The organism is Mycobacterium sp. DL440, assembly GCF_011745145.1.
Classification (GTDB): domain Bacteria; phylum Actinomycetota; class Actinomycetes; order Mycobacteriales; family Mycobacteriaceae; genus Mycobacterium.
Genome location: NZ_CP050191.1, coordinates 4363281 through 4385526 on the forward strand (window position 1 = coordinate 4363281; position 22246 = coordinate 4385526).

Genomic DNA, 22246 nt, shown 5'->3' on the forward strand with positions numbered 1-22246 from the left:
GAGGGGACTTTGTGAACGGTAGTGCGGATGCCTAAACGCGCAGTATCGGCGAGCCCGGAGTCGCCCGCAGCCTGGCCGCCCGCCCTGCCCGCGTGGCGCGCCATCGGCCTGTCCCTCGCACCGATCGGCGCCGCGATCTTCAACGGGGTGGCTGGCTTGTGCGCTACGGCGATCGCGGCGGTATTGGTCTTCGCGTTCGCCCGCCTGCACCGGTACGCGCCGCAGGCGGTGTCGACTGGCGACCTCGTCGCCGCCACCGTCGGTCCGGCGGCCGGGCGGTTCACCAGCCTCGTCCAGCTGGCGGCATATGCGTTGTTGGGTGTGGGCGCCGCCCTGACGCTCGCGCTGCAACCGTTGACTGGCGCACCCGACCTGGAGACGGCGCTGGCCGGCTGGTGGTGGCCCGGTTGGTCGGTGGCCGTGGTGGTCATCGCCGGTGCGGTGGTGGCCTACCTGCCCACCCGGGCGGTGGGTGCGACGGCCGGCGTGCTGGCCGGCGTGGGCCTGTTGGTCTTCTTCTATCTGGCACTGGCGATCTTGGCTCGGGTGGCAGCGGGCACACCGCCGATGATGATGGGCGGCTCCCATGTCGATTCGGTCCTGCTGGCCACGGCGGCGGCCATACCGCTCGGCCTCGGCCTGGTTGGTTTCGAGGCTGCGACGGTGGTGAGTGGCCGCCTGGAGTCGGTGGCGCGACCGGTGGGCACCGCGGTGGGGATCACCGCGCTGGGCGCGGCGACGCTGTTGGTGGCCGCAAATGTGGGCGCGACGGGTGGTTTTCACAACACCGCGGTGAATCTTTCACTGATCATCTCGCAGTTCTTCGCCGATGCCGGGTACTACTGGTTCACCACCGGGGCGTTGTGCCTGGGCTCGGCCGCATTGCTGGCCCTGATGTGGGCGGCAACCCGGGTCGCGGGGCGACTGTTCGGCGCCGGCCCGGAGGTGGCGCTACTGGTTCCTGCGGTGATGTGCGTGCTGGCCTTGGCGTTCTCCCGGTTCCAGGATTACCTCGGCAGGCTGCAGATGGCGGTCCCCGCGCTGCTCCTTCTGGTGGTCTATGTGCTTGTCACCGAAGCCAATTCGCGTATCGAGGGTTCGGCTGCGGCACAGCAGACACCGCGGCTCATCCTGGTCGTGGTGGGGGTCGGTGTGGTGTTGATCCCATTGCGGGTCACCGATTTCTCGATGCCCGCGTTGTGGCCCCTGGTCGTCACGGCCGCGATCCTCGCGGTGGCAGCGCTGCTGGCGCGGCTTGGTAGGCCAGTGCAGCCAGCGCGCCCGCCTCATTGATCGCCAGGTGCGCCAGCATCGGCGCGGCCAGACTCGCCGATCGCTGCGCGAGCCAGCCGAACACCCACCCGGCTACCCCGGTGACCAGCACGGTCGGAATCACGGGTTGGCCTGCGGCGCGGGCGTCGGCAATGTGTGACAGCCCGAAGGAGGTGGCCTGCAGTACCTGACCGCCGGCCGGACCGAACGCTTCCGCGCCGACCTTGCCCAGTGCACCGCGGAAGGCGGCCTCCTCCGGCCAGACGGTCCCGAGCGGGATCCGCAGCGCCAGCCAGCTGCCGGGCGCTGCGGGCAGGACCTTTTCGCGCATCCCGGCGCGGACGATCGGCACCGCCGAGGTCGCCGCCACACCGGCGCTCACCGCCGTCGCGGCCGCAGCGCCCAGCCGCACACCCGACCACAACGCCGGTGGCCGCAGACCCGGCCGTGCCCCGGTTCCGAGCAGCAGTGCACTGCCGAGGGCCGCCCGCACCAGCGGCTGCCACCGGGCCGGCAACCTCGGATCAACGAGGCCGTTCCACGTCACCAGACCCGCCGCCAGCGCCACGGCGCGAATCCGGCCGGGCGCCATCAGTATTCGGGTCCGTCGTTGGCTGTGGTCTTCTCCAGCGCCAGCCGGATACGTTCGGTGTCGTCGGGCTTCCAGCCCTCGGGCGGGGCCACCGCAGCCCAGCCGTCGAGCACCGATTCGCCGTAGTTGTGCCCGTGTCCGTTGGGCACGCTGGATGCGTTGGTGATGTCGGCGGCCACCTGCCAGAACGTGATGATCGGATACCAGCGCATCGAGGCAGTGCGGTCCCCACCCGGCGGCTCGGCCAGCCAATCCGGTTCGGAGAACAGCAGATCCGCCGACCACCAGATGATCGGGTCGGACGGGTGTTGCAGGAACAGGACCCGGGTACCTTCCCACGGCGCAGCGGCGTCGTCGGCGATCTCGGCGGCGTCGGCGGCCTCCGAGAACCGCACGGTGCGACCGTTGTCGTAGCGGGGGCGCACCTGCGGGGTGCCCGGATCCCGGCGCGCGATCAGGCCGCGCCACAGCGGGCTGGCGTTGGGCGGGCCGACCCACAGCACCGAGGAGAAGCCCATCCTGGAGATGTCGGGCAGCCAGCTGAATGCGCCCTGCCCTGCCATGGATCCCAGGCTCTCCCCGTAGAGCACCAGCCTGGGACGGTGCTCGGGGGGCAACTGCTCCCAGCGGCCGTGGATCGCGTCGATCATCAACCGGCCGTTGTTCATCGACTTTTCCTGATCGCCCATGAACGAGATCCAGCTCGGCAGATAGGAATACTGCATGGCGACCAACGCGGTGTCACCGTTGTACATCAGCTCGAGCGCGCGGGCGGCCACCGGGTTGACCCAACCGGTACCGGTGGTGGGGACGATCACCAGCAGCTTGCGGTCGAAGGCGTGAGTGCGTTCAAGCTCGCTGAGCAGCACCGCGATCCGCTGATCGTCGGTGTCTGCGGTGGACAGGCCTGCGTACACCCGGATGGGTTCTCTGGCCGGCGCACCGTTGACGTGTTCGAGCTCGGCGGCCCGCGGGCCGGTCGCCACGAAATTGCGGCCCTGGAAGCCCAGAGAATCCCACGCCGCGAATGAGTCTGGGCTGCCCGACCTTTCGAGCTCGGACGGCTGGACGATGCCCTCGCCGGTGGTGGTGTTCTGCGGTTGGAACACCCGGCTGGCCCCGGCCAGAAACCCGCGGTAGAGCACGCCGTTGACCAACGTGACCACCAGCACCACCACGATCGCGGTGCCGATGAACTGGGCCACCTCCCGGTGCAGATGCCAGCGTCGGATGAACACCTTGGCCAGTAGTCGCACGGCATCGCGCAACACGCGTGCGGTGCCGATCAACGCGCCCCCCACCGCCAGCGCAATGATCAGAGTGCGCAGATAGCCAAGGGTCGCCGGGCCTTCCATGCCCATCAGCGCCGAGACCTGCCGCTGCCAGGCCGCCGCGGGGATCAGCATCAGGATGGATGCCGTGATCGCCCCGGCGATGACGACTGCCTTGAGTCCGAGCAATACGCGCTTACCCGGGGGCCACCACGCCCTGCGCCGTAACGCAAAGCGGTACAGCGCTTTTCCCAACACCACCCCGATGCCGTAGCCGATCGCGGCGTTGATTCCGCCGATCAGCCCGGCGAACAGCCAGTCACGCGGCAGCAGCGATGGGGTCAGTGAGAGGCAGAAGAACAGGGCTCCGACGGCGATACCGGTGAAGTCCAGTCGCACCAGGCTCCAGGCCCAGCGCAGCAGAGGATGACGTTCGTCGAGGGTCTTCCCCGTCACCCGAACAGCCCGGGCAGCACGCCCTCCGACGTGCTCCGTAGCTCCGCGAGGGTGATGCTGAACTGTCCCTGGACCTCGATCGAATCGCTCCCCTGGTCCACCACGCCGACCCGCGTGACGGGTAGGTCCCTGGCCTCACACATCGATCGGAACCGGCTCTCTTCGGTGCGCGGCACGGCCACCAGCACCCGGCCGGCGGACTCCGAGAACAGGAACACGAACGGATCGATGCCTTCCGGCAGATCCTCCGGAAGGATGACGCGGCAACCGGTTTCACCCGCCAGCGCGGCCTCCACCACGGCCTGGATCAACCCGCCCTCGGACAGGTCGTGCGCCGCGGAGATCAGTCCGTCGCGCGAAGCCGCGGTAAGCACCTCGGCCAGCAGTTTCTCGCGGGCCAGATCCACCTTCGGCGGAACTCCGCCGAGGTGGTCGCCGGTGACCTGCGCCCAGACCGATCCGTCGAACTCGTCGTGGGTGTCACCCAGCAGCAGCAGCGTCTCACCCGGCTCATGACCCAGGCCGGTGGGGATACGTCGTTTCACGTCGTCGATCACGCCGAGCACCCCCACCACAGGGGTGGGCAGGATAGCGGTGGAGCCGGTCTGGTTGTAGAAGCTGACGTTGCCGCCGGTCACCGGAATGCCAAGGGCGGCACAACCATCGGCCAATCCGCGGACGGCCTGGCTGAACTGCCACATCACGCCGGGATCCTCGGGGGACCCGAAGTTGAGGCAGTTGGTCACCGCGACCGGGGTGGCCCCGGTGACCGCGACGTTGCGGTAGGCCTCGGCCAATGCCAGTTGTGCGCCGGTGTACGGGTCGAGCTGGGTGTAGCGGCCCGACGCGTCGGTGGAGATCGCGACGCCGCGGCCGGTGGTCTCGTCGATGCGCAGGACGCCACCGTCGGCGTGCTCGGCCAGCACGGTGTTGCCGCGCACGTAGCGGTCGTACTGCTCGGTGATGAACGCCCGGCTGCACAGGTGCGGGCTGCCGATCAGCGCCAGCAGAGTGGCCTTGAGCTCGTCGCCGGTCTTGGGCCGCGGCAGCTTGGCAGAGGTATCGGCGACCAGGGCGTCCTGGCTGTCGGGGCGGGCCACCGGACGCTGGTAGACGGGGCCCTCGTGGGCCACGGTCCGCGGCGGCACGTCTACCACGGTGTCGCCGTGCCAGGTGATCTGCAGCCGGTCGCCGTCGGTGACCTCACCGATGACCGTGGCCAGCACCTCCCACTTGCGGCAGACGGCCATGAACGCGTCGACGTTCTCCGGCGTGACCACGGCGCACATGCGTTCCTGCGACTCGCTGGAGAGCACCTCGGCCGGGGTCATGTCCTTGGCCCGCAGCGGCACCTGATCCAGTTCGATGTGCATGCCACCGTCGCCGGCGGAGGCGAGTTCAGAGGTGGCACAGGACAATCCGGCACCGCCGAGGTCCTGGATACCGACCACCAGGCCGGCCGAGTAGAGCTCGAGGCAACACTCGATGAGCACTTTCTCGGTGAACGGGTCGCCCACCTGAACGCTCGGCAGCTTCTTACGCCCGGCACCGGATTCGTCACCGCTGAAGGTGTCCGACGCCAGCACCGAAACCCCGCCGATGCCGTCCAGGCCGGTGCGCGCACCGAACAGGATGATCTTGTTGCCGGTGCCCGAGGCGAAGGCCAGGTGCAGGTCTTCCTTACGCAGGGCACCCACGCACAGCGCGTTGACCAACGGGTTGCCCGCGTAGGAGGGGTCGAAGATCGTCTCGCCGCCGATGTTGGGCAGGCCCAGCGAGTTGCCGTAGCCGCCGACACCGCGCACCACGCCGTCGAGCACACGGCGCGTGTCCGGTGCGTCGGCCGCGCCGAAGCGCAGCTGGTCCATGACCGCCACCGGTCGGGCGCCCATCGCCATGATGTCGCGGACGATGCCGCCGACGCCGGTGGCCGCACCCTGGTAGGGCTCCACGTAGGACGGGTGGTTGTGCGACTCCACCTTGAAGGTGACGGCCCAGCCGTCGCCGATGTCGACGACGCCGGCGTTCTCGCCGATACCGGCCAGCATGCCGGCGCGCATCTCGTCGGTGGTGGTCTCACCGAAGTAGCGCAGGTGCACCTTGGAGGACTTGTAGGAGCAGTGTTCGCTCCACATCACCGAGTACATGGCCAGCTCGGCGTCGGTGGGGCGGCGACCCAGGATCTCGCGAATCCGCTCGTACTCGTCGTCCTTGAGGCCGAGTTCGCGGTACGGCTGGGGCTGATCAGGGGTGGCGGCTGCCCGCTGCACCGTGTCGATATCGTGGGTGAGCTCAGACGTCACGCCCAAGAGTCTATCGTTGCCGATCTCGCACGTCCGACCGGCGATTGCTTCCGTCTCGGCGCTATGCACCCGCGATACAGAACGCGTTGCCTTCGGGATCGGCCAGCACGACCCAGTTGAACTCGGGGCCGAAGCTGTGCCGCCCGGTCTCGGTGGCCCCGAGGCCCACGAGCCGGGCCACCTCGGCTTCCATGTCCGCAGCGTGGAAGTCGACGTGTACGCGGTTCTTGCCCGGAGTCGGGTCGTCGACGTGCTGAAAACCGAGGTTGGGCCCGTTGGACAGGTCGACGAGGACGAATTCGCCTGGGACAACGGCATTTACCGTGCCGTTGACAGCCTGCGCCCACCATTGGGCCAGCGCATCGGGATCGATGCAGTCGACTGTGATCATCTCCACGGAAAGTGCCATGGAGCCGACCCTAGATCAGGCCGGTGACAAGAATCCTTGTAACGCGGCCGAGTAGGCGGCGACATCCCGGGCGCCCATGAACTCGCGCGCGGAATGCATGGCGAGCTGAGCCCCGCCGACATCGACGGTCGGGATCCCAGCGAGCCGAGGTCACCTGAGCAGCCCATTCGGTGTCGTTTTCGACGATGCCCTCCTCGGTCGGAAGCCACCGTCGGACCGGCAGTCGAATTACGCGAGTCCAGCAAAGGTGCCCACAGGCCGCGTTCGGGTCGATAACATCGCCAACGGCTACGGCCTGGCCGTGGCCAGCCAACTCCGAAAGGGAATGCCAATGCAGCTAGCAACGAAACGAACCGTCACCGTCACCGCCGCCGTACTCGGGATCGCCCTGGCCGGCGCCGGCTGCCAGTCGGCCAAGGACACCGCCGAAGGTGCGGCCAGTTCAGCGAGTTCAGTGGCGTCGTCGGTCTCGTCGTCGGTCGCCGCTCCCGACGAGACCACCGCCGGTGCGGCCACCACCCCCGCCGAGGCAGGCAGCACCGAAGAAACCAAGATGAAGGGCGCCGACGGCACCGAGTTCACCGTCGCCGGGCCGATCCTCGCCAAGTACAACACGCTCGACGACGCGGCCAAGACCTCTCTCGGCGCACCGACCGGTGCGGAGCAGAAGAACGAAGACGGCGGCGTCTACCAGCAGTTCGCCGGCGGCGTGATCATTCACTCCACCAAGTCCTATGTGGTGTGGGGCAAGATCCGCGACAAGTGGAACGAACTGGGCGGCTCACAGGGTGAGCTCGGCTACCCGACCAGCGATGAGACCACCAACCCCGACGGCAACAAGCAGACCACGTTCGAGCACGGCATCGTGACCTGGAATCCGACGACCGACGAAGTCGTCCTCACCAAGCACTAAACACCGAGCCAAGCCGAGGAGGTCGGGCGACCCGTCGGGGCGCCCGACCTTTCTGCGTTACCGGTCCGGCGCCAGGAAGGCTTGCAGCGCCGCGGAGTAGGCCGCCACATCCTTGGCTCCCATGAACTCGCGCGCCGAGTGCATGGCCAACTGTGCCGCGCCCACGTCGACGGTCGGGATCCCGGTGCGCGCCGACGTCATCGGCCCGATCGTCGACCCGCACGGCAGATCGGCGCGGTGCTCATAGCGTTGCAGCGGCACCCCAGCCTGATCGCACGCCAGCGCGAACGCCGCCGCGGTGCGGCCGTCGGTGGCATAGCGCAGGTTGGGCTGCACCTTGAGCACGGGCCCGGCGTTGACCTCGATGAGGTGTCCGGGCTCGTGGCGGTCCGGGTAGTTCGGGTGCGTCGCATGCGCCATGTCCCCGGACGCCACCATGGAACCGGCTGCACGGCGCAGGAAGTCCTCCCGGGTACCGCCCGTGGCGAGCACGATGCGCTCCAGCACGGTCGGCAACAGTTCGGACTGGGCGCCGTGATCCGAGGTCGAGCCGACTTCCTCGTGGTCGAAGAGCGCCAGCACCGGCACATGGGTGCCGGTACCCGTGGCCAGGAACGCCTCCAGTCCCGCGTAGCAGGTGGCCTGGTTGTCCAGTCTGGGCGCGCTGACGAACTCCCCATCGGCGCCGGTGATCGCCGACGGCGTCAGGTCGTGGGTCATCAGGTCGAAACCCAGCACGCCGTCCTCGCTGACCCCGGCCCGCTCGGCCACGAATCCGACGAAGGACCGCGGACGCTCCCCCAGGCCCCACACCGCGTTGACGTGGCGCTGTGGGTCGGGGCTGACGCCCTTGCGGTCCTCGGACAGGTGGATGGCGAGTTGCGGCACGCGCAGGATCGGATCATCGATCCGGATCAGGACGTCTTCGATCGCGCCGCCCCGGCGTACGGAGAGCCGACCGCTGATCCCGAGGTCGCGGTCCAGCCAGGAATTCAGCCAGGCACCGCCGTACGGCGCCAGCGCGACCACCTGCCAGCCCGCGACGACGCGGTCCGGGTGCTGTTTGACCCGGAGATTAGGGCTGTCCGTATGGCCGCCGACCACCCGGAACGGGGCATGAGGGTCGGCCCCCTCGGCATTCCAGGCGACCAGCGAACCCGCCCGGATCGTGAAGAACTTTCCTCGCGAGCCCGGCCAGCTGTCGATTTCGGCCAGCTCGGTGTATCCCGCGTCACGCAGCCGGTGCGCGGCGGTGGCGCACACGTGGAACGGAGACGGGGAGGCGTCGATGAACTCGCACAGGCCCTGAGCGCTAGCTGGCATCTTTTCATCTTGACCGGCGAACCGGTCGCCGGTGTCGGTAGGGTCGGTTTGTGCCCGATCCGATCCCGCAGCCGGTGCTGAACCTTCTGACGCGGGCGGCCATCTTCCTGGTACTGACGATCGAAGACGACGGTGAGCAAGCCGTTCACGACGTGCTTCCCGACATTTCGGGCATCGTCCGCTCGATCTGGTTCCGCGATACCACCAAGGAGCTGTCGCTGGTGGCTGGGATCGGTTCGGCGGCCTGGGATCGCCTGTTCGCCGGGCCGCGTCCGGCCAATCTGCATCCGTTCCTCGCTCTCGACGGCGGACGACATCAGGCACCGTCCACCCCGGGTGATGTGTTGTTGCACATCCGCGCGGACACCATGGACGTGTGTTTCGAGTTGGCCGACCGCATGCTGCAGGAGTTCGGCAGTGCCGTCACGGTTGTCGACGAGGTGCACGGGTTCCAGTACTTCGACAACCGGGACCTCCTCGGCTTCGTCGATGGCACCGAGAACCCCAACGGGTCCACCGCGGCGGCCGCCGTTCAGATCGGGGCCGAGGATCCCGATTTCGCCGGGGCCAGCTATGTCCACATCCAGAAGTACGTGCATGCGATGAGGGACTGGCGCTCCCTGTCGGTCGAGGAACAGCAGCGCGTGATCGGGCGAACCAAGCTCGACGACATCGAAATGTCCGACGACGTCAAGCCTTCCAACTCTCACATCGCGCTGAACGTCATCACCGACGAAGACGGCAACGAGCTGAAGATCGTGCGCCGCAACATGCCGTTCGGTGAGCTCGGCAGCGGTGAATTCGGTACGTACTACATCGGATACTGTGCCGATCCGGCCATCACCGAACGCATGCTGACCAACATGTTCATCGGCGATCCACCCGGTAATACCGACCGGATCCTCGATTTCTCCACTGCCGTGACCGGCGGCATGTTCTTCGTCCCCACCATCGACTTCCTCGATGATCCTCCGCCGCTTCCGGTCTCGGTCGAGGAACCGGCGGAGCCCGAGAAAGACCCCTCCCTTGCGATCGGCAGCTTGAAAGGAATCCCGCAATGAACAACCTGTACCGCGAGCTTGCTCCGATCACCGAGTCCGCCTGGGCCGAGATCGAACTAGAGGCCAGCCGAACCTTCAAGCGCCACATCGCCGGCCGGCGCGTGGTCGATGTCAGTGAGCCCGGCGGTCCGGTCACCGCGGCGATCAGCACGGGGCATCTGCTCGACGTGAAGTCACCCGGCGACGGCGTGGTCGCCCACCTGCGCGGTTCCCGGCCGCTGGTGCGCCTGCGCGTGCCGTTCACGGTGTCACGCGCCGCGATCGACGATGTCGAGCGCGGCGCTCAGGACTCCGACTGGGATCCGGTCAAGGACGCCGCCAAGAAGCTGGCCTTCGTCGAGGACCGGGCCATCTTCGAGGGGTATCCGGGGGCCGAGATCGAAGGCATCCGCAGCTCCAGTTCCAATCCGGCGCTGGCCCTGCCCGACGATGCCCGCGAGATTCCCGACGTGATCGCCCAGGCCCTCTCCGAGCTGCGACTGGCCGGTGTCGACGGGCCGTACTCGGTGCTGCTCTCGGCCGAGATCTACACCAAGGTCAGCGAGACCACCGCGCACGGTTATCCGATCCGTGAGCACCTGAGCCGGCTGGTCGACGGTGAGATCATCTGGGCGCCCGCGATCGATGGTGCATTCGTGTTGTCCACCCGCGGTGGCGATTTCGACCTGCAGCTGGGCACCGACGTTTCGATCGGCTACCTGTCCCACGATGCGGAGAGCGTGCAGCTGTACCTGCAGGAGACCCTGACGTTCCTGGCCTACACCGCCGAGGCGTCCGTCGCCCTCACCGCGTAAGTGCTCTACGCTGCGGGCATGCCTCCGTGCGCGCCCGCAGCGTGAGGGCAGGCGCTGTCGATCTGGCGAGCAGATATCCCGGCAACGCCTTCCGCAGGGTCATTTTGGACACATTAGTTCGCCGATGCCTCTGCTGAAATTTGCGCCCGCCCAGAGAAATCTGCGCTAAACCGAGAGAACCGCGTCCAACGCGGAATAGAACAACCCGAGCCCGTCATCGGACGGACCGGTCAGCGCCTCAGTGGCGTGTTCGGGGTGCGGCATCAGACCGACAACGCGACGGTTCTCCGAGCACACTCCGGCGATGCCGCGCATCGAGCCGTTGAGGTTCTCGCGGTAGCGGAAGACCACACGGTCCTCACCCTCGAGTTCGTCGAGCACGTCCTCGGAGGCGACATAGCGGCCCTCGCCCGACTTCAGCGGGATCAGCAGGTCCGCGCCGGCGTCATACCGGGTCGTCCACGCGGTGGTATTGGAGGCGACCTCCAGCCACACGTCGCGGCAGATGAAATGCAAGCCGGCGTTGCGGGTCAGTGCACCCGGGAGCAGCCCGGCCTCGCACAGCACCTGGAAGCCGTTGCAGATGCCGAGCACGGGCATGCCCTTACCGGCCGCCTCGACGACCGAACCCATGACGGGGGCGAACTTCGCGATCGCCCCGCAACGCAGGTAGTCGCCGTAGGAGAAGCCGCCGGGCACGACGACCGCGTCGACGCCCTTGAGGTCGGCGTCCGCGTGCCACAGGCTGACCGCCTCGGCACCGGCCAGACGTACCGCACGGGCCGCGTCGACGTCGTCGAGCGTCCCGGGGAAGGTGATCACCCCGACACGGGTGGTCACGAGCCCTCCCGGCTCACCGAAAAGTCCTCGATAACCGTGTTGGCCAGCAGAGATTCGGCGATCTCGGCCAAAGCTTCGTCAGCTACGGAGTCGTCGACTTCGAGCTCGAAACGCTTGCCCTGACGGACGTCCGAGATACCACCATGTCCAAGCCGACCAAGTGCCCCGACGATCGCCTGACCCTGAGGGTCGAGGATCTCCGTCTTGGGCATGACGTGCACAACCACCTTTGCCACGGCGCACACTCTACCGGCACGACCCGATGTAAGCCGTGCACAGTGGGTCGGCCAGCGCATCGAGCACCTGGCGATCCGATGGCGCCGACCATGGAACCTGCGGTGGCTCGCTCGACCACATGGCCAGCTCCACCACCGTGCTGTTGTCCGGATCGGCGAGAAGGTACTGGTGCATGGCCCTGAGGTTGCCGAAGTTGATCGCCGCCACCAGCCGCCCGGGCCGGTCGGTGGTGATCGACGTCCCGGCCCCCGGACAGCTACGCAGCGCGTCGGCCGCCCCCTGCACCACTGCGAGCGCGGTCTGACCGCCCTGCCATGTCTCCCCGCGCCAATGGAGGACCTGGACCCGCAGTTGCCAGTGCCCGGCGGGCCGCGTCACCTCCGATCGCGCCGCGACGGCGTAGCCGCGCGGATCTCCGGGCACGAGTGGCGACCCACACTCCTCCTCGAGGCGGAAGCGCGGTGCCACTGCGGTCACGGCCAAGCCGGCCAGCCCGGGCCAGCGGTACTCGCGAGCCAGCGGTAGTTGCGACGCGGGCACCCATGCCGAATCCGGGATGCGGTCACACAGCGGCGGGCAGTCCGCGCTGGGCTCCGACCACGCCGGAGGAGGCGCTGCGGCCAGCCCGCAGAGCACGATCAACATCGCCACGATCACCCGCCATATCCCCACCGAGCGCCACAATATAGGTATGCAACTCACGCATTTCGGACATTCGTGCCTACTGGCCAGCATTTCGGACACCACTGTGCTGTTCGACCCGGGCACCTTCTCGCACGGTTTCGAGGGCATCACCGGCTTGTCGGCCATCCTGATCACCCATCAGCACCCCGACCACGCCGATATCGCCCGGTTGCCCGCGCTGATCGCGGCCAACCCGCAGGCGGCGCTGTATGCCGACCCGCAGACGGCCGCCCAACTGGGCGAGCCGTGGCAGGCTGTGCATCCCGGTGACGCGTTCCGGGTCGGCTCACTGAATGTGCGGGGCACCGGCGGCCGGCATGCCGTGATCCATCCGGAAATCCCTGTGGTCGACAACATTTCGTACCTGCTGGGCGACGACGAGCATCCCGCGCGGCTCATGCATCCGGGGGACGCACTGTTTGTCCCCGGCGAGCCGGTCGACGTGCTGGCCACCCCGGCGGCCGCCCCGTGGATGAAAATCTCTGAGGCCGTGGACTTCCTGCGCGCGGTCGCACCGACCCGGGCGGTGCCGATCCATCAGGGCATCATCGAACCGGGTGCACGCGGCATCTACTACGGACGGCTGTCCGAGATGACGAAGACCGACTTCCAGGTACTCACCGAGGAAAACGGCACGCAGTTCTGACCGCGAGCGGGGCTCAGGCGATATCCGCAGCCGCGCCGCGTCCCGCCGCCCGGCCCGAGAAGATGCAGCCGCCCAGGAACGTGCCTTCCAGGGACCGGTAACCGTGCATCCCGCCGCCGCCGAATCCAGCCGCCTCCCCCGCCGCGTACAGGCCCGCGAACGCGGTACCGTCCTCCTTGAGCACCCGGGAGTCCAGATCGGTTTCCAACCCGCCCAGAGACTTTCGGGTCAGGATATGCAGTTTGACGGCGATCATCGGACCGGCCTTCGGGTCGGTGAGGCGATGCGGGGCGATGACGCGGAACCGGTCACCGAGATAGCTGCGGGCCGCCCGGATCGCGGTGACCTGGCCGTCCTTGGTGAACCTGTTGACCACCTCGCGGTCGCGTGCGGTGACTTCGGCGGCCACCGTGGCGTAGTCGAGTTCCAGCACGTCGGGCACGTCGTTCATGGCGGCCACCAATTCGCGCAGTGAACGCGCGCTGACGAAGTCGACACCCCGGTCGACGAAGGCCTGCACTGGCGCCGGCGCGCCGGGGCGCACCCGCGCCAGCACGTCACGTACGCTGCGCGAGGTGAGGTCGGGATTCTGTTCCTGGCCGGACAACGCGAATTCCTTGGCGATGATCCGGGCGTTGAGGATGAACCAGGTGTAGTCCTGCCCGGTGCGGCAGATGTGTTCGAGCGTGCCGAGAGTGTCGAAGCCGGGATACAGCGGCCCGGGAAGTCGATTTCCGTTGGCGTCCAACCACAATGACGACGGTCCGGGCAGGATGCGAATCCCGTGGTCGGGCCAGATCGGATCGTAATTGGTGATGCCTTCGGTGTAGTGCCACATCCGGTCGCTGTTGATGACGTGTGCACCGGCGTCCTCGGAGATGCTGATCATCCGACCGTCGACGTGCGCGGGCACGCCGCTGAGCAGCTGCTCGGGTACGCGGCCCATCCGAGCCGGCCAGTTCTTGCGCACCAGATCGTGGTTGCCACCGATCCCACCGCTGGCCACGATCACCGCGGACGCACGGAACTCGAAGTCTCCGACGATGTTTCGTGACGATGGCGCCCCGCGGGGCGCGTCGGAGGGCTCCAGCACCGAACCCCGGACCCCGACAACGGCGCCTTCGGAGACAATGAGTTCGTCGACGCGGTGGCGGTGGGCGAACCTTACGCGGGGCTCGTCCAGCAGGCGGCGGGCGAACACGTCAACAATGGCCGGCCCGGTCCCCCAGGTGATGTGGAAGCGCGGCACCGAGTTGCCGTGCCCCAGCGCCCCGTAGCCACCCCGCTCGGCCCATCCAACCAAGGGGAAGGTCTGCAGACCCCGAGCCCGCAACCAACTGCGTTTCTCTCCGGCGGCGAAGTCGACGTAGGCGTGCGCCCACTCCCGGGGCCAGTGATCCTCGGTCCGGTCGAAGCCTGCGGTGCCCAGCCAGTCTTGCAGTGCCAGTTCCTGGCTGTCGCGGATGCCGAGCCTGCGTTGTTCGGGGCTGTCGACGAAGAACAGGCCGCCGAACGACCAGAACGCCTGGCCGCCCAGGTTGGCGGCATTCTCCTGATCCAGGATCAGTACCTGGTGGCCACCCGCGGCCAGCTCACCTGCAGCGACCAATCCAGCCAAACCCGCACCCACGACAATGACATCGGCGTCTGCCATGGAACGCAAGACTAGCCCTATTGACGTGCTCCCGGCCTGAAGGCCGAGGATTCCCGGGGCGGCTATTCCGCTGTCGGGTTGCTTCCTGCTTCAACACCCACTGCCGCAACAGGTTGCGGTCTTACGCGGGCTCCACAGGCGTTTAGTCTCTCTGCCCGCCCGGCAGCGAGAATCACCTTGGCAGCATTGTGGTCGCGGTCGTGAACCGACAGGCATGACGGGCACACCCAAGTACGGATCTGCAAGGGCAGTTCATCGAGCCGGTGCCCGCATGCCGAGCAGGTCTTACTCGACGCCAACCACCGCGACACCCGGTGCACAGTGCGCCCGTAATGGTCGGCTTTCTCCCCGATGATCTTCACGAACTGCGCCCACCCCGCATCACTGATCGCACGTGCGAGCCGCCGATTGCGGACCATCCCAGCGATGTTGAGGTCCTCGACGTGGATCACTTGATTCTCGCGAACCAACGCCAAAGCCGCCTTGTGGTGATAGTCCCGCCGAGCACGGGCCACCTCGCTATGAGCGATGGCGACCTTACGCCGCGTCTTGGCCCTGTTGTTCGATCCTTTCTGCCGGCGGGACTTCTCCCGCTCCAACCGCGCCAATTTCGCCAGCTTGCGACTCAGATACTTCGGATTAGCGATATCCGAGCGTGCTCCATCAGTGGCAGCGATTATGGCCAGCCGAGCGACACCGACATCCACCCCAGCCTCGCGGGCCACGGGCGGCAATGGCGATACCGCGACCTCGACGACGAAACTCGCGTAGAAATGGCCATCGGGTTCTCGGATAACCGTGACACTCGAGGGTGTGCTGGGCAGCTCACGCGACCACCGAACCGCGACCTCACCGACCTTGGCCACGAACAACCGGCCGTTGCCTTTCAGGCTGAAACCGTTGCGGGTGAGCCGGAACGACTGCCGATGATCCTTGCGGGACTTGAACCGTGGGCGGCCCACCCGCCGACCCTTGCGTTTCCCGCTGGCCGAGTCGAAAAAATTACGCCACGCCCGGCGGGAATCATTGACCGACTGAACCAACGCCACACTGGGCACCTCGCACAACCAGGCCCGCTCCGCGGTGGTCTTGGCCATGGTGATCACCCGACGCTGAATCTCGGTATCGGACAGCTTGATCCCGGACCGATACGCCTCATCCCGGATCCGTAGTGCGTCGTTGAAAACCACCCGAGTGCATCCGAACACCCGCGCCAACAACGCCTGCTGGGCCGGTGTCGGTTCGATGCGATACCGACAACGCATCTGCATACCCACGACGGTAACGACCACCTGTGACAACCCCGACCTACCGCCCGGCACAGCGTGTCCTCGCAGCACGCCCATCCGGTCGTCGTCACGAAATACCGACCGGCAGTGTTCACCGACGCCATGCTCACCTACTGCGAAACCACCAGGCGCGACGGTGCGACGACCCGGGCTCCGAGTTGGTCGAGTTCAACGGCGAAGCCAGCCACCTGCACCTGCCCGTTGCCTACCCGCCCACACTGGCGATCTCCACCCTGGCCCAAGGCTCAAGGGCCACACCACCTACGCGGTGCGTGCGCGAATACACCGGCGTCTGTGTCCGCGCACGCATGCGCGGACACCTCCGGTCGCCCTCCTACTTCGCCGTCTCCTGCGGCGGGCCACCCTCGTCGATCATCAAGCAATACATCGACAGCCACGCCCGACCACTCTGACCGCCGGGCTACACCTGCGAGAAACTGGATGGGCTCACCCCGGACTAAAAGCCGAAGCTTGCGCCCAAGAAATCGGTCAGGCGGCCTCGGTCAGTGCTGAAAATCCTCGCCACTGGTAAACGGTGGGCACGCACCGGTGCAGCAAAGCCAGGTCGATTGCATCCAGCATGGCCTGCCGGGGACCGGGCCGCCGCAGGTGCCGCGCCGCGACCGCGACCCGCACCATGCCTTCGCGTCGCGCAGTGCGTTCGGCGGCGAGCACCACTGTCCGGCACCACCACGGCTCGGACAGAAATCCCTCGCCGATACCAACGACCCGCGCTCGCGTCGTGGTCTGACGGACCAGGTCGCTGATTCCGTTCAGATCGGCGAGCAGTCGAAAGCCGTTGCGCGGCAAAACCGTCACGGTGCCCTGAGATACGGTCCAGCCCGGGGCGGCAAACAGCCGGGTGCGCAGGCCCATGTGTTCGAGCACCCGGTCGGCGCCCATCAACCGCAGGTTCGCCTCATGAGCGGGCAACGAAGCGAACTCGCCGCGGTGCTTCTTGGTCGCAGCCTCGTCATAGCCGTGGAGCACGATGGCGTCACCGCCGCGGCGCCGACGGACCAGCCATTCCACCGTGTCGGCATCGCGGTCTAACCGGTAACCACCTTTGAGCCGCGGCGCCACCATCATCGAGGCAGGCACGCCACGGGTGTCGAGCTCGGCGCAGAACGACTCGACGTCAGCCATCGTGCGATCGCTGATCTGCGATATCGAGACGATGAGTTGTCCGGTCACGCTGCCAGTGTGGCAACGTCACATGTCGGGACGGTGTCGAACACTCTGACGCCGAGTGTCCATTGAGATAGACCCTGCGATCAGGCGGGCAGGACCGCTTCGATGGCCGCGATCACCTCGGGTGCGTCCGGCTCGGTGCGGGGCCGGAACCGGTTGGCCACCGTCCCGCCCGGGGCGAGCAGAAACTTCTCGAAGTTCCACTGGATGTCCCCGGCCTCGCCGGCAGCATCGGCGGCCTCGGTCAGCTCGGCGTAGAGCGGATGACGGTCGGCGCCGTTGACGTCGATCTTGGCCAGCAACGGGAATGTCACGCCGTAGGTGGCCGAGCAGAACGTCTGGATCTCCTCGGCGGTGCCGGGCTCCTGGCCCATGAACTGGTTGCAGGGCACGCCGACGACGGTCAGCCCGCGCGCGGAGTAATCCTGTGCGAGCTTCTCCAGGGCGCTGTACTGCGGTGTCAACCCGCATTTGGAGGCCACGTTGACCACCAGCGCTGCGCCGGTTGCCAACTCGGCCAACGTCGTCGGTTTTCCGTCGAGAGTGGTCAGCGGAATCTCGTTGAGGCTCATGTGCGCGAGGTTACCGGAGCCATCCCACCTAGTTGTCGAACAGGATCGCGGCCAGACTCTCCACCTTGGCGATCGGATCGCCTGCGGTGTCGATCGCGTCGTTGAGCCACAACATCGAAAACCCGTGCACCAGCGACCATGCGGCCAGCGCGGCGCTTTCCGGGTCGGCGGCGGCCTTGGGATCGGCCAGGGTGCCGACGCCGCGGTTGAGTTCGGCATCCGCGGCCGACGCGGCCGCGGCCAGGTCGGCATCGGTGTCGTCGTAGAGCGATTTGTCGAACATCACCTCGTAGTGGCCCGGGTGGTCCAGGGCGAACCGCACATAGGCCTTGGCGGCGTCGATGAATTGCGGCCTGGCCCCGGTCAGCGCCGCGGCCAGCAACTGAAATCCTTGGGTGGCCAGTGCGGTGAACAGCCCGCGCCGGTCGGTGAAGTGGTGCGCGGGGGCCGCGTGTGAGACGCCTGCGGCCCGCGCGAGTTCGCGTAGCGAGATGCCGTCGGCGCCGCGTTCGGCCACCAGGGTGGCGGCCTGCGCGAGGATCGCGGCCTTGAGGTCGCCGTGGTGATAGCCCATGTGGACCATCCTAATCCCGCATCTTGACAGCGGCTAGATCAGGCGTAACGTGTCGATCTAGACATTGACAAGATTGGAGCCTGCGATGGCCGTCCTTCTGACCCTGATCGTGGGCAGCGTGGCAGCTCGGATCATCGGGCTGCTGGGCGTGGACTACGTGGCCAGCTGGCCCCGCGCCATCGCGGTCGGGCTGGCCGCGATGTTCGTCATGACGGGCGTCGCGCACTTCGTCGATCCGTTGCGGCGCGACATGATCGCCATCGTGCCTCCGGCACTGCCCGCCCCGGGCGCGCTGGTGACGGTCACCGGCGTGCTGGAACTGGCCGGCGCGGCAGGGCTGCTCTATCCGCCCACCCGGGTAGCGGCCGCAGGATGCCTGTTCCTGCTCATGCTGGCGATGTTCCCGGCCAACGTGTATGCGGCACGGATGCCGAACCCGCCGAAGTCGATGACCTCGCGGTTAGGCGTCCGGACCGCCGAAGAGGCTGTGTACCTGGCCGCTGCCGTAGTTGTCGCGGTCGGCGGAAGCTAGCAACCAGGCGTACTGGAACGCGGCTTCCTTCCACCGCTCGTAGCGTCCGGACAGACCGCCGTGGCCGGCCACCATCTCCGTCTTGAGCAGCACGGGATGCCCGTCGGTCTTTGTGTGCCGCAGGGCGGCAACCCATTTGGCGGGTTCGACGTAGTACACCCGGGTATCGTTGAGTGAGGTCATCGCCAGGATTGCCGGATAGTCCTGCGCCGCCACGTTCTCGTAGGGCGTGTAGGCCTTCATATACCGGTACACCTCGGGGTCCTCCAACGGATTTCCCCACTCGTCCCACTCGGTCACGGTCAACGGGAGCGAGGGATCCAGGATCGTCGTCAGTGCATCGACGAACGGCACCTGGGCCAGAATCCCGGCGAACAGCTCCGGGGCCATGTTGGCCACCGCGCCCATCAACAATCCGCCGGCGCTGCCGCCGAGAGCCACCAGATTCTGCGGGCGGGTCACGCCGCCATCGACGAGATGGTGTGCCGCCGCGATGAAATCGGTGAAGGTGTTCGTCTTCTCCAGCAGCTTGCCGTGCTCGTACCACGGCCGGCCCAGCTCGCCGCCGCCGCGCACATGCGCGATCACGAACACCATGCCGCGGTCCAGCAACGACAACCGGGCGATCGAGAATCGCGGATCCTCACACGACTCGTAGGCACCGTAGCCGTAGATCAATGCCGGCGCCGGGAACTGCAACCCGGCCCGGTGGATGATCGAGATCGGGACCCGCGCCCCGTCGGATGCGGTCGCCCAATCCCGGCGCTCCACATAGTCTTCCGGCCGGTAGCCGCCCAGCACCGGCTGCTCCCGCAGCAGCGTGCGCTCACCGGTGGCCAGGTCGAGGTCGTAGATCCGCGCGGGAGTGATGAACGAGGTGGCGCCGATCCGCAACTTCGGCGCGGACCAGTTCGGATTGCCACCCATCCCCGCGGCGGTCAGCTCGGAATCGAAGGTCAGTTCCTCGCGCGTGCCGTAACCGTCCGCGGTGAGCGGCCACAGTGCCATCTTCGGCAATGCCTCACTGCGGTAACTGATCACCAGGAACCCGTCGAACGCGTCGACACCGTCCAGACGCACGTCCGATCGGTGCTCGATCAGGGTGCGGACATCGCTCGGGTCGCTGACCGGGGCCTCCACCAACATGAAGTTCTCGGCACCGTCGTTGTGCAGGATCAGGAACCGGTCCTCGCCCCCGACCACAGCGTGCTCGACGGAGTACTCCACCAGGTCGCGTCGCTCCCAGACCGTGGTGAGCTCGGCGGTCGGGTCATTCGCATCGACATAGCGGACGTCGGTGGTGACTGCGCTGCCCGACGCGACGAACAGGTATCTGTCGCTACGGCTGCGACCGATCGCGACCCAGAACCGTTCGTCCGGTTCGTGATACACCTTCTCCGCAGACAGGCCCGACGCCAGCCGGTGCCGCCACACGGTGTCGGGCCGCCAGGCGTCGTCCACCGTGGTGTAGTACAGCGTACGGCTGTCGGCGGCCCAGGTGCCGCCGGCGCCGATCCCGGCGATCGTGTCGTCATAGAGCTCACCGGTGCGTAAGTCCTTGAACTTCAAGGTGTATCGCTCGTCGCCCAGGACGTCCACCGAATAGGCCAGGATGTTGCCGTCCAGGCTCACCGTGGCCGCGCCGAGCGAGAAGTACTCGTGACCGTCGGCCTCGACATTCTCGTCGAGCAGGACCTGCTCACCGGGAATATCGGCACCCTCGTCGAGCTGAGGCGGCGTCCAGTCGTCGGGATCGCCGATCGGGCACCGGCAGTGCACCGCGTACTGCTTGCCCTCGAAGCTGCGCGCGTAGTACCACCAGCCGGCCCGGCGCATGGGCACCGACAGATCGGTTTCCTTGGTACGCGCCTTGATCTCGTCGAAGATCTTCTGCCGCAACGGCTCCAGCTGAGAGGTGGCGACCTCGGTGTAGGCGTTCTCGGCCTCGAGGTGCGCGATCACCTCGGGATCGTCCTTGTCGCGCAACCATTCGTAGGGGTCCATGAACACATCACCGTGGTGCTCGCGGCGATGGTTGCCGCGCTTGGCGACCGGCGGCTGGACAGATGGGGTCATGCGCCAATCCAATCCTCGAACCGCAGGCCCGAAATCCGTTCGTACGCCTCGATGTACCGGTCCCTGGTGGCGGCCACGATCTCCTCGGGCAGCGGTGGCGGCGGAGTGTCGCTGCGCCGGTCCCAGCCCGAGTCCGGTCCGGTCAGCCAGTTGCGGACGAACTGCTTGTCGAAGCTGTCCTGAACCACCCCCTGCTGATAGGTCTCTGCGCGCCAGTACCGCGACGAATCCGGGGTGAACACCTCATCGGCCAGCACCACATTGCCGTGCCCATCGACTCCGAACTCGAACTTCGTGTCGGCGATGATGATGCCCTTGGTCAACGCACGGTCCGCCCCCTGCAGGTAGGTCTGCAGCGTGCGTTCCTTCAACTGGTTGGCCAGCACCGGCCCGACCAGGTCGATCACCTGCGCGAACGAGATGTTCTCGTCATGCTCGCCGATATCGGCCTTGGTGGCCGGGGTGAACAGCGGCTCGTCGAACTTGCTCGCCTCCCCCAACCCGGGCGGCAGCGGGATACCGCACACCGAGCCCGATGCCTGGTAGTCGAGCAGCCCGGAACCGGTCAGGTAGCCACGGGCCACACATTCCACGGGCAGCATCTTCAGTTGCTTCACCACCAGCGCACGGCCCAGCACCTCGGCGGGGATGCGCTCATCGTCCGGCGGCCCGGCCAGGTGGTTGGGCGCGCTGATCAAGTCGAAGAAGAACACACTCATCGCCGTCAGAATCCGGCCCTTGTCCGGGATCTGCGAGTCGAGGACGTAGTCGTAGGCCGAGATGCGGTCGGTCGCCACGAACAGCAGGTGCTCGTCGTCGATGCGGTACAACTCGCGGACTTTGCCGCTGGCCAGGTGCTGGTAGTCGGGCAGAGCAGGGCGCATTGGGCCAGCCTATGTGTTGGGATCGGTCTCATGAGATCGCGGTACCTGCCCTATGCCAGCAGACCCGGCCGCTTGTTGGCCCAGTTGTTCAGCGACGTGGCCGTCATCACCTGGACCGCAGTGTGGATATTGGTCGGGATGGCTGTGCATTCAGCGGTGTCGACCATCGCCGAGGTCGGCAGACAGGTCGAGAGCGGCGCCAACGGGGTTGCTGACAACCTTGGCTCCGCCGGTGACAGCACCGACAGCGTTCCCCTGGTCGGCGACACGCTGAGCAAGCCGCTACGTGCTGCCAGCGAGGCGGCGCTCGACATTGCCGGCGCCGGCCACAACCTGGACAGCACGGCGAGCTGGCTGGCCTGGGTGCTTGCCCTGGCGGTGGCCGCCGCACCGATCCTGTTCGTGGCGATGCCCTGGCTGTACCTGCGGGTGCGGTTCTTCCGGCGCAAGTGGACCGCGATCACCCTGGCCTCGACGGCCGCCGGGGAACAGCTGCTCGCGCTGCGGGCACTGGCGAACCGGCCGCTGGCCAAGCTGACCGCGGTGTCCGATGACCCAGTCGGAGCGTGGCGCAGTCAAGACCAGCGGGCCATTCGCGGCCTGGCCGCCCTGGAGCTGCGTTCTGCCGGCATGCGTCTGCGCCGCATCGACTGACTTTCCCGGTGATTTGGGT

The 22246-nt window shown here is 67.2% G+C and carries 23 protein-coding genes and 1 pseudogene; 8 read left to right on the forward strand and 16 right to left on the reverse strand.

Going from position 1 to position 22246, the window contains the following annotated elements:
* The first annotated feature begins 27 nt into the window (after positions 1 to 27).
* Positions 28 to 1293, forward strand: a complete 1266-nt coding sequence (locus HBE63_RS21355; protein ID WP_166906532.1) for an APC family permease — start codon at positions 28 to 30, stop codon at positions 1291 to 1293.
* Here the strand turns inward: HBE63_RS21355 and HBE63_RS21360 are convergent.
* The 5 genes and pseudogenes from HBE63_RS21360 to HBE63_RS31965 form a co-directional block, all read right to left on the reverse strand.
* Complete coding sequence (locus HBE63_RS21360; protein WP_166906533.1) at positions 1214 to 1864, reverse strand: CPBP family intramembrane glutamic endopeptidase; 651 nt, start codon at positions 1862 to 1864, stop codon at positions 1214 to 1216. The two genes, HBE63_RS21355 and HBE63_RS21360, sit on opposite strands and share 80 nt — an antisense overlap.
* Positions 1864 to 3591: an alpha/beta-hydrolase family protein gene (locus tag HBE63_RS21365; protein ID WP_166906534.1), complete on the reverse strand. Its 1728-nt coding sequence runs from the start codon at positions 3589 to 3591 to the stop codon at positions 1864 to 1866. Before HBE63_RS21365 ends, HBE63_RS21360 begins: the two co-directional genes overlap by 1 nt.
* Positions 3588 to 5894, reverse strand: a complete 2307-nt coding sequence (gene purL / locus HBE63_RS21370) for a phosphoribosylformylglycinamidine synthase subunit PurL (protein ID WP_166906535.1) — start codon at positions 5892 to 5894, stop codon at positions 3588 to 3590. Before purL ends, HBE63_RS21365 begins: the two co-directional genes overlap by 4 nt.
* A 61-nt stretch (positions 5895 to 5955) precedes the next feature.
* Positions 5956 to 6303, reverse strand: coding sequence for a VOC family protein (locus tag HBE63_RS21375; RefSeq protein ID WP_166906536.1), 348 nt, complete (start codon positions 6301 to 6303; stop codon positions 5956 to 5958).
* A 15-nt stretch (positions 6304 to 6318) separates the two neighbouring features.
* Positions 6319 to 6441, reverse strand: a pseudogene (locus tag HBE63_RS31965) (hypothetical protein); the annotation flags it as partial.
* A 193-nt stretch (positions 6442 to 6634) separates the two neighbouring features.
* Between HBE63_RS31965 and HBE63_RS21385 the strand changes: the two are divergent.
* Positions 6635 to 7216: an LGFP repeat-containing protein gene (locus tag HBE63_RS21385; protein WP_166906537.1), complete on the forward strand. Its 582-nt coding sequence runs from the start codon at positions 6635 to 6637 to the stop codon at positions 7214 to 7216.
* A gap of 57 nt (positions 7217 to 7273) precedes the next feature.
* Here the strand turns inward: HBE63_RS21385 and HBE63_RS21390 are convergent, their stop codons facing one another.
* On the reverse strand, positions 7274 to 8539 hold the full coding sequence (locus HBE63_RS21390; protein ID WP_166906538.1) for a M18 family aminopeptidase: 1266 nt from the start codon (positions 8537 to 8539) through the stop codon (positions 7274 to 7276).
* Positions 8540 to 8589: 50 nt separating this feature from the next.
* Here HBE63_RS21390 and HBE63_RS21395 point away from each other — a divergent pair, with 50 nt between their 5' ends.
* Together HBE63_RS21395 and HBE63_RS21400 are read left to right on the forward strand one after the other, a co-directional pair.
* Positions 8590 to 9600 (forward strand): Dyp-type peroxidase, encoded by a 1011-nt coding sequence (locus tag HBE63_RS21395; protein WP_166906539.1) that lies wholly within the window; start codon positions 8590 to 8592, stop codon positions 9598 to 9600.
* A complete protein-coding gene (locus HBE63_RS21400; protein ID WP_166906540.1) occupies positions 9597 to 10394 on the forward strand; it encodes a family 1 encapsulin nanocompartment shell protein in 798 nt (265 codons plus the stop codon). Before HBE63_RS21395 ends, HBE63_RS21400 begins: the two co-directional genes overlap by 4 nt.
* A 165-nt stretch (positions 10395 to 10559) precedes the next feature.
* On the opposite strand, the gene purQ is transcribed toward HBE63_RS21400, so the two are convergent.
* The 3 genes from purQ to HBE63_RS21415 are packed head-to-tail and all read right to left on the reverse strand — an operon-like array spanning position 10560 to position 12116.
* Complete coding sequence (purQ, locus tag HBE63_RS21405) at positions 10560 to 11234, reverse strand: phosphoribosylformylglycinamidine synthase subunit PurQ (protein WP_166906541.1); 675 nt, start codon at positions 11232 to 11234, stop codon at positions 10560 to 10562.
* Entirely contained in the window at positions 11231 to 11470 is a 240-nt protein-coding gene (gene purS / locus HBE63_RS21410; protein ID WP_166906542.1) for a phosphoribosylformylglycinamidine synthase subunit PurS, read from the reverse strand. The genes purQ and purS overlap by 4 nt, the downstream gene beginning before the upstream one ends.
* A 10-nt stretch (positions 11471 to 11480) precedes the next feature.
* A complete protein-coding gene (locus tag HBE63_RS21415) occupies positions 11481 to 12116 on the reverse strand; it encodes an ATPase (RefSeq protein ID WP_166910035.1) in 636 nt (211 codons plus the stop codon).
* A 46-nt stretch (positions 12117 to 12162) separates the two neighbouring features.
* Here HBE63_RS21415 and HBE63_RS21420 point away from each other — a divergent pair, with 46 nt between their 5' ends.
* Positions 12163 to 12801 carry an MBL fold metallo-hydrolase gene (locus HBE63_RS21420; protein ID WP_166906543.1) on the forward strand — a complete coding sequence of 213 codons (639 nt, stop codon included), beginning with the start codon at positions 12163 to 12165 and terminating at the stop codon, positions 12799 to 12801.
* A 13-nt stretch (positions 12802 to 12814) separates the two neighbouring features.
* Here HBE63_RS21420 and HBE63_RS21425 read toward each other — a convergent pair whose 3' ends face one another.
* Both HBE63_RS21425 and HBE63_RS21430 read right to left on the reverse strand, forming a co-directional pair.
* Positions 12815 to 14455 (reverse strand): FAD-binding dehydrogenase, encoded by a 1641-nt coding sequence (locus HBE63_RS21425; RefSeq protein ID WP_166906544.1) that lies wholly within the window; start codon positions 14453 to 14455, stop codon positions 12815 to 12817.
* Positions 14456 to 14517: 62 nt separating this feature from the next.
* Positions 14518 to 15726, reverse strand: coding sequence for an RNA-guided endonuclease TnpB family protein (locus HBE63_RS21430; protein ID WP_166906545.1), 1209 nt, complete (start codon positions 15724 to 15726; stop codon positions 14518 to 14520).
* Between the two features lie 23 nt (positions 15727 to 15749).
* Between HBE63_RS21430 and HBE63_RS31970 the strand changes: the two genes are divergently transcribed.
* Positions 15750 to 16157: a transposase gene (locus HBE63_RS31970; protein WP_208301175.1), complete on the forward strand. Its 408-nt coding sequence runs from the start codon at positions 15750 to 15752 to the stop codon at positions 16155 to 16157.
* A gap of 76 nt (positions 16158 to 16233) precedes the next feature.
* Here the strand turns inward: HBE63_RS31970 and HBE63_RS21440 are convergent, their stop codons facing one another.
* From HBE63_RS21440 to HBE63_RS21450, 3 genes are all read right to left on the reverse strand, one after another.
* Positions 16234 to 16938, reverse strand: coding sequence for a DUF2334 domain-containing protein (locus HBE63_RS21440; RefSeq protein WP_166906546.1), 705 nt, complete (start codon positions 16936 to 16938; stop codon positions 16234 to 16236).
* A gap of 80 nt (positions 16939 to 17018) precedes the next feature.
* Entirely contained in the window at positions 17019 to 17507 is a 489-nt protein-coding gene (locus tag HBE63_RS21445) for a glutathione peroxidase (protein ID WP_166906547.1), read from the reverse strand.
* A 28-nt stretch (positions 17508 to 17535) separates the two neighbouring features.
* Entirely contained in the window at positions 17536 to 18081 is a 546-nt protein-coding gene (locus HBE63_RS21450) for a TetR/AcrR family transcriptional regulator (protein ID WP_166906548.1), read from the reverse strand.
* Positions 18082 to 18166: 85 nt separating this feature from the next.
* On the opposite strand from HBE63_RS21450, the gene HBE63_RS21455 reads away from it, so the two are divergent.
* On the forward strand, positions 18167 to 18613 hold the full coding sequence (locus HBE63_RS21455; RefSeq protein WP_166906549.1) for a DoxX family protein: 447 nt from the start codon (positions 18167 to 18169) through the stop codon (positions 18611 to 18613).
* Here HBE63_RS21455 and HBE63_RS21460 read toward each other — a convergent pair.
* Positions 18542 to 20689: a S9 family peptidase gene (locus HBE63_RS21460; protein ID WP_166906550.1), complete on the reverse strand. Its 2148-nt coding sequence runs from the start codon at positions 20687 to 20689 to the stop codon at positions 18542 to 18544. The genes HBE63_RS21455 and HBE63_RS21460 overlap by 72 nt on opposite strands.
* Positions 20686 to 21573 carry a phosphoribosylaminoimidazolesuccinocarboxamide synthase gene (locus tag HBE63_RS21465; RefSeq protein WP_166906551.1) on the reverse strand — a complete coding sequence of 296 codons (888 nt, stop codon included), beginning with the start codon at positions 21571 to 21573 and terminating at the stop codon, positions 20686 to 20688. The genes HBE63_RS21460 and HBE63_RS21465 overlap by 4 nt, the downstream gene beginning before the upstream one ends.
* A 30-nt stretch (positions 21574 to 21603) precedes the next feature.
* Here HBE63_RS21465 and HBE63_RS21470 point away from each other — a divergent pair, with 30 nt between their 5' ends.
* Positions 21604 to 22227 (forward strand): hypothetical protein, encoded by a 624-nt coding sequence (locus tag HBE63_RS21470; protein WP_166906552.1) that lies wholly within the window; start codon positions 21604 to 21606, stop codon positions 22225 to 22227.
* Positions 22228 to 22246 lie beyond the last annotated feature (19 nt).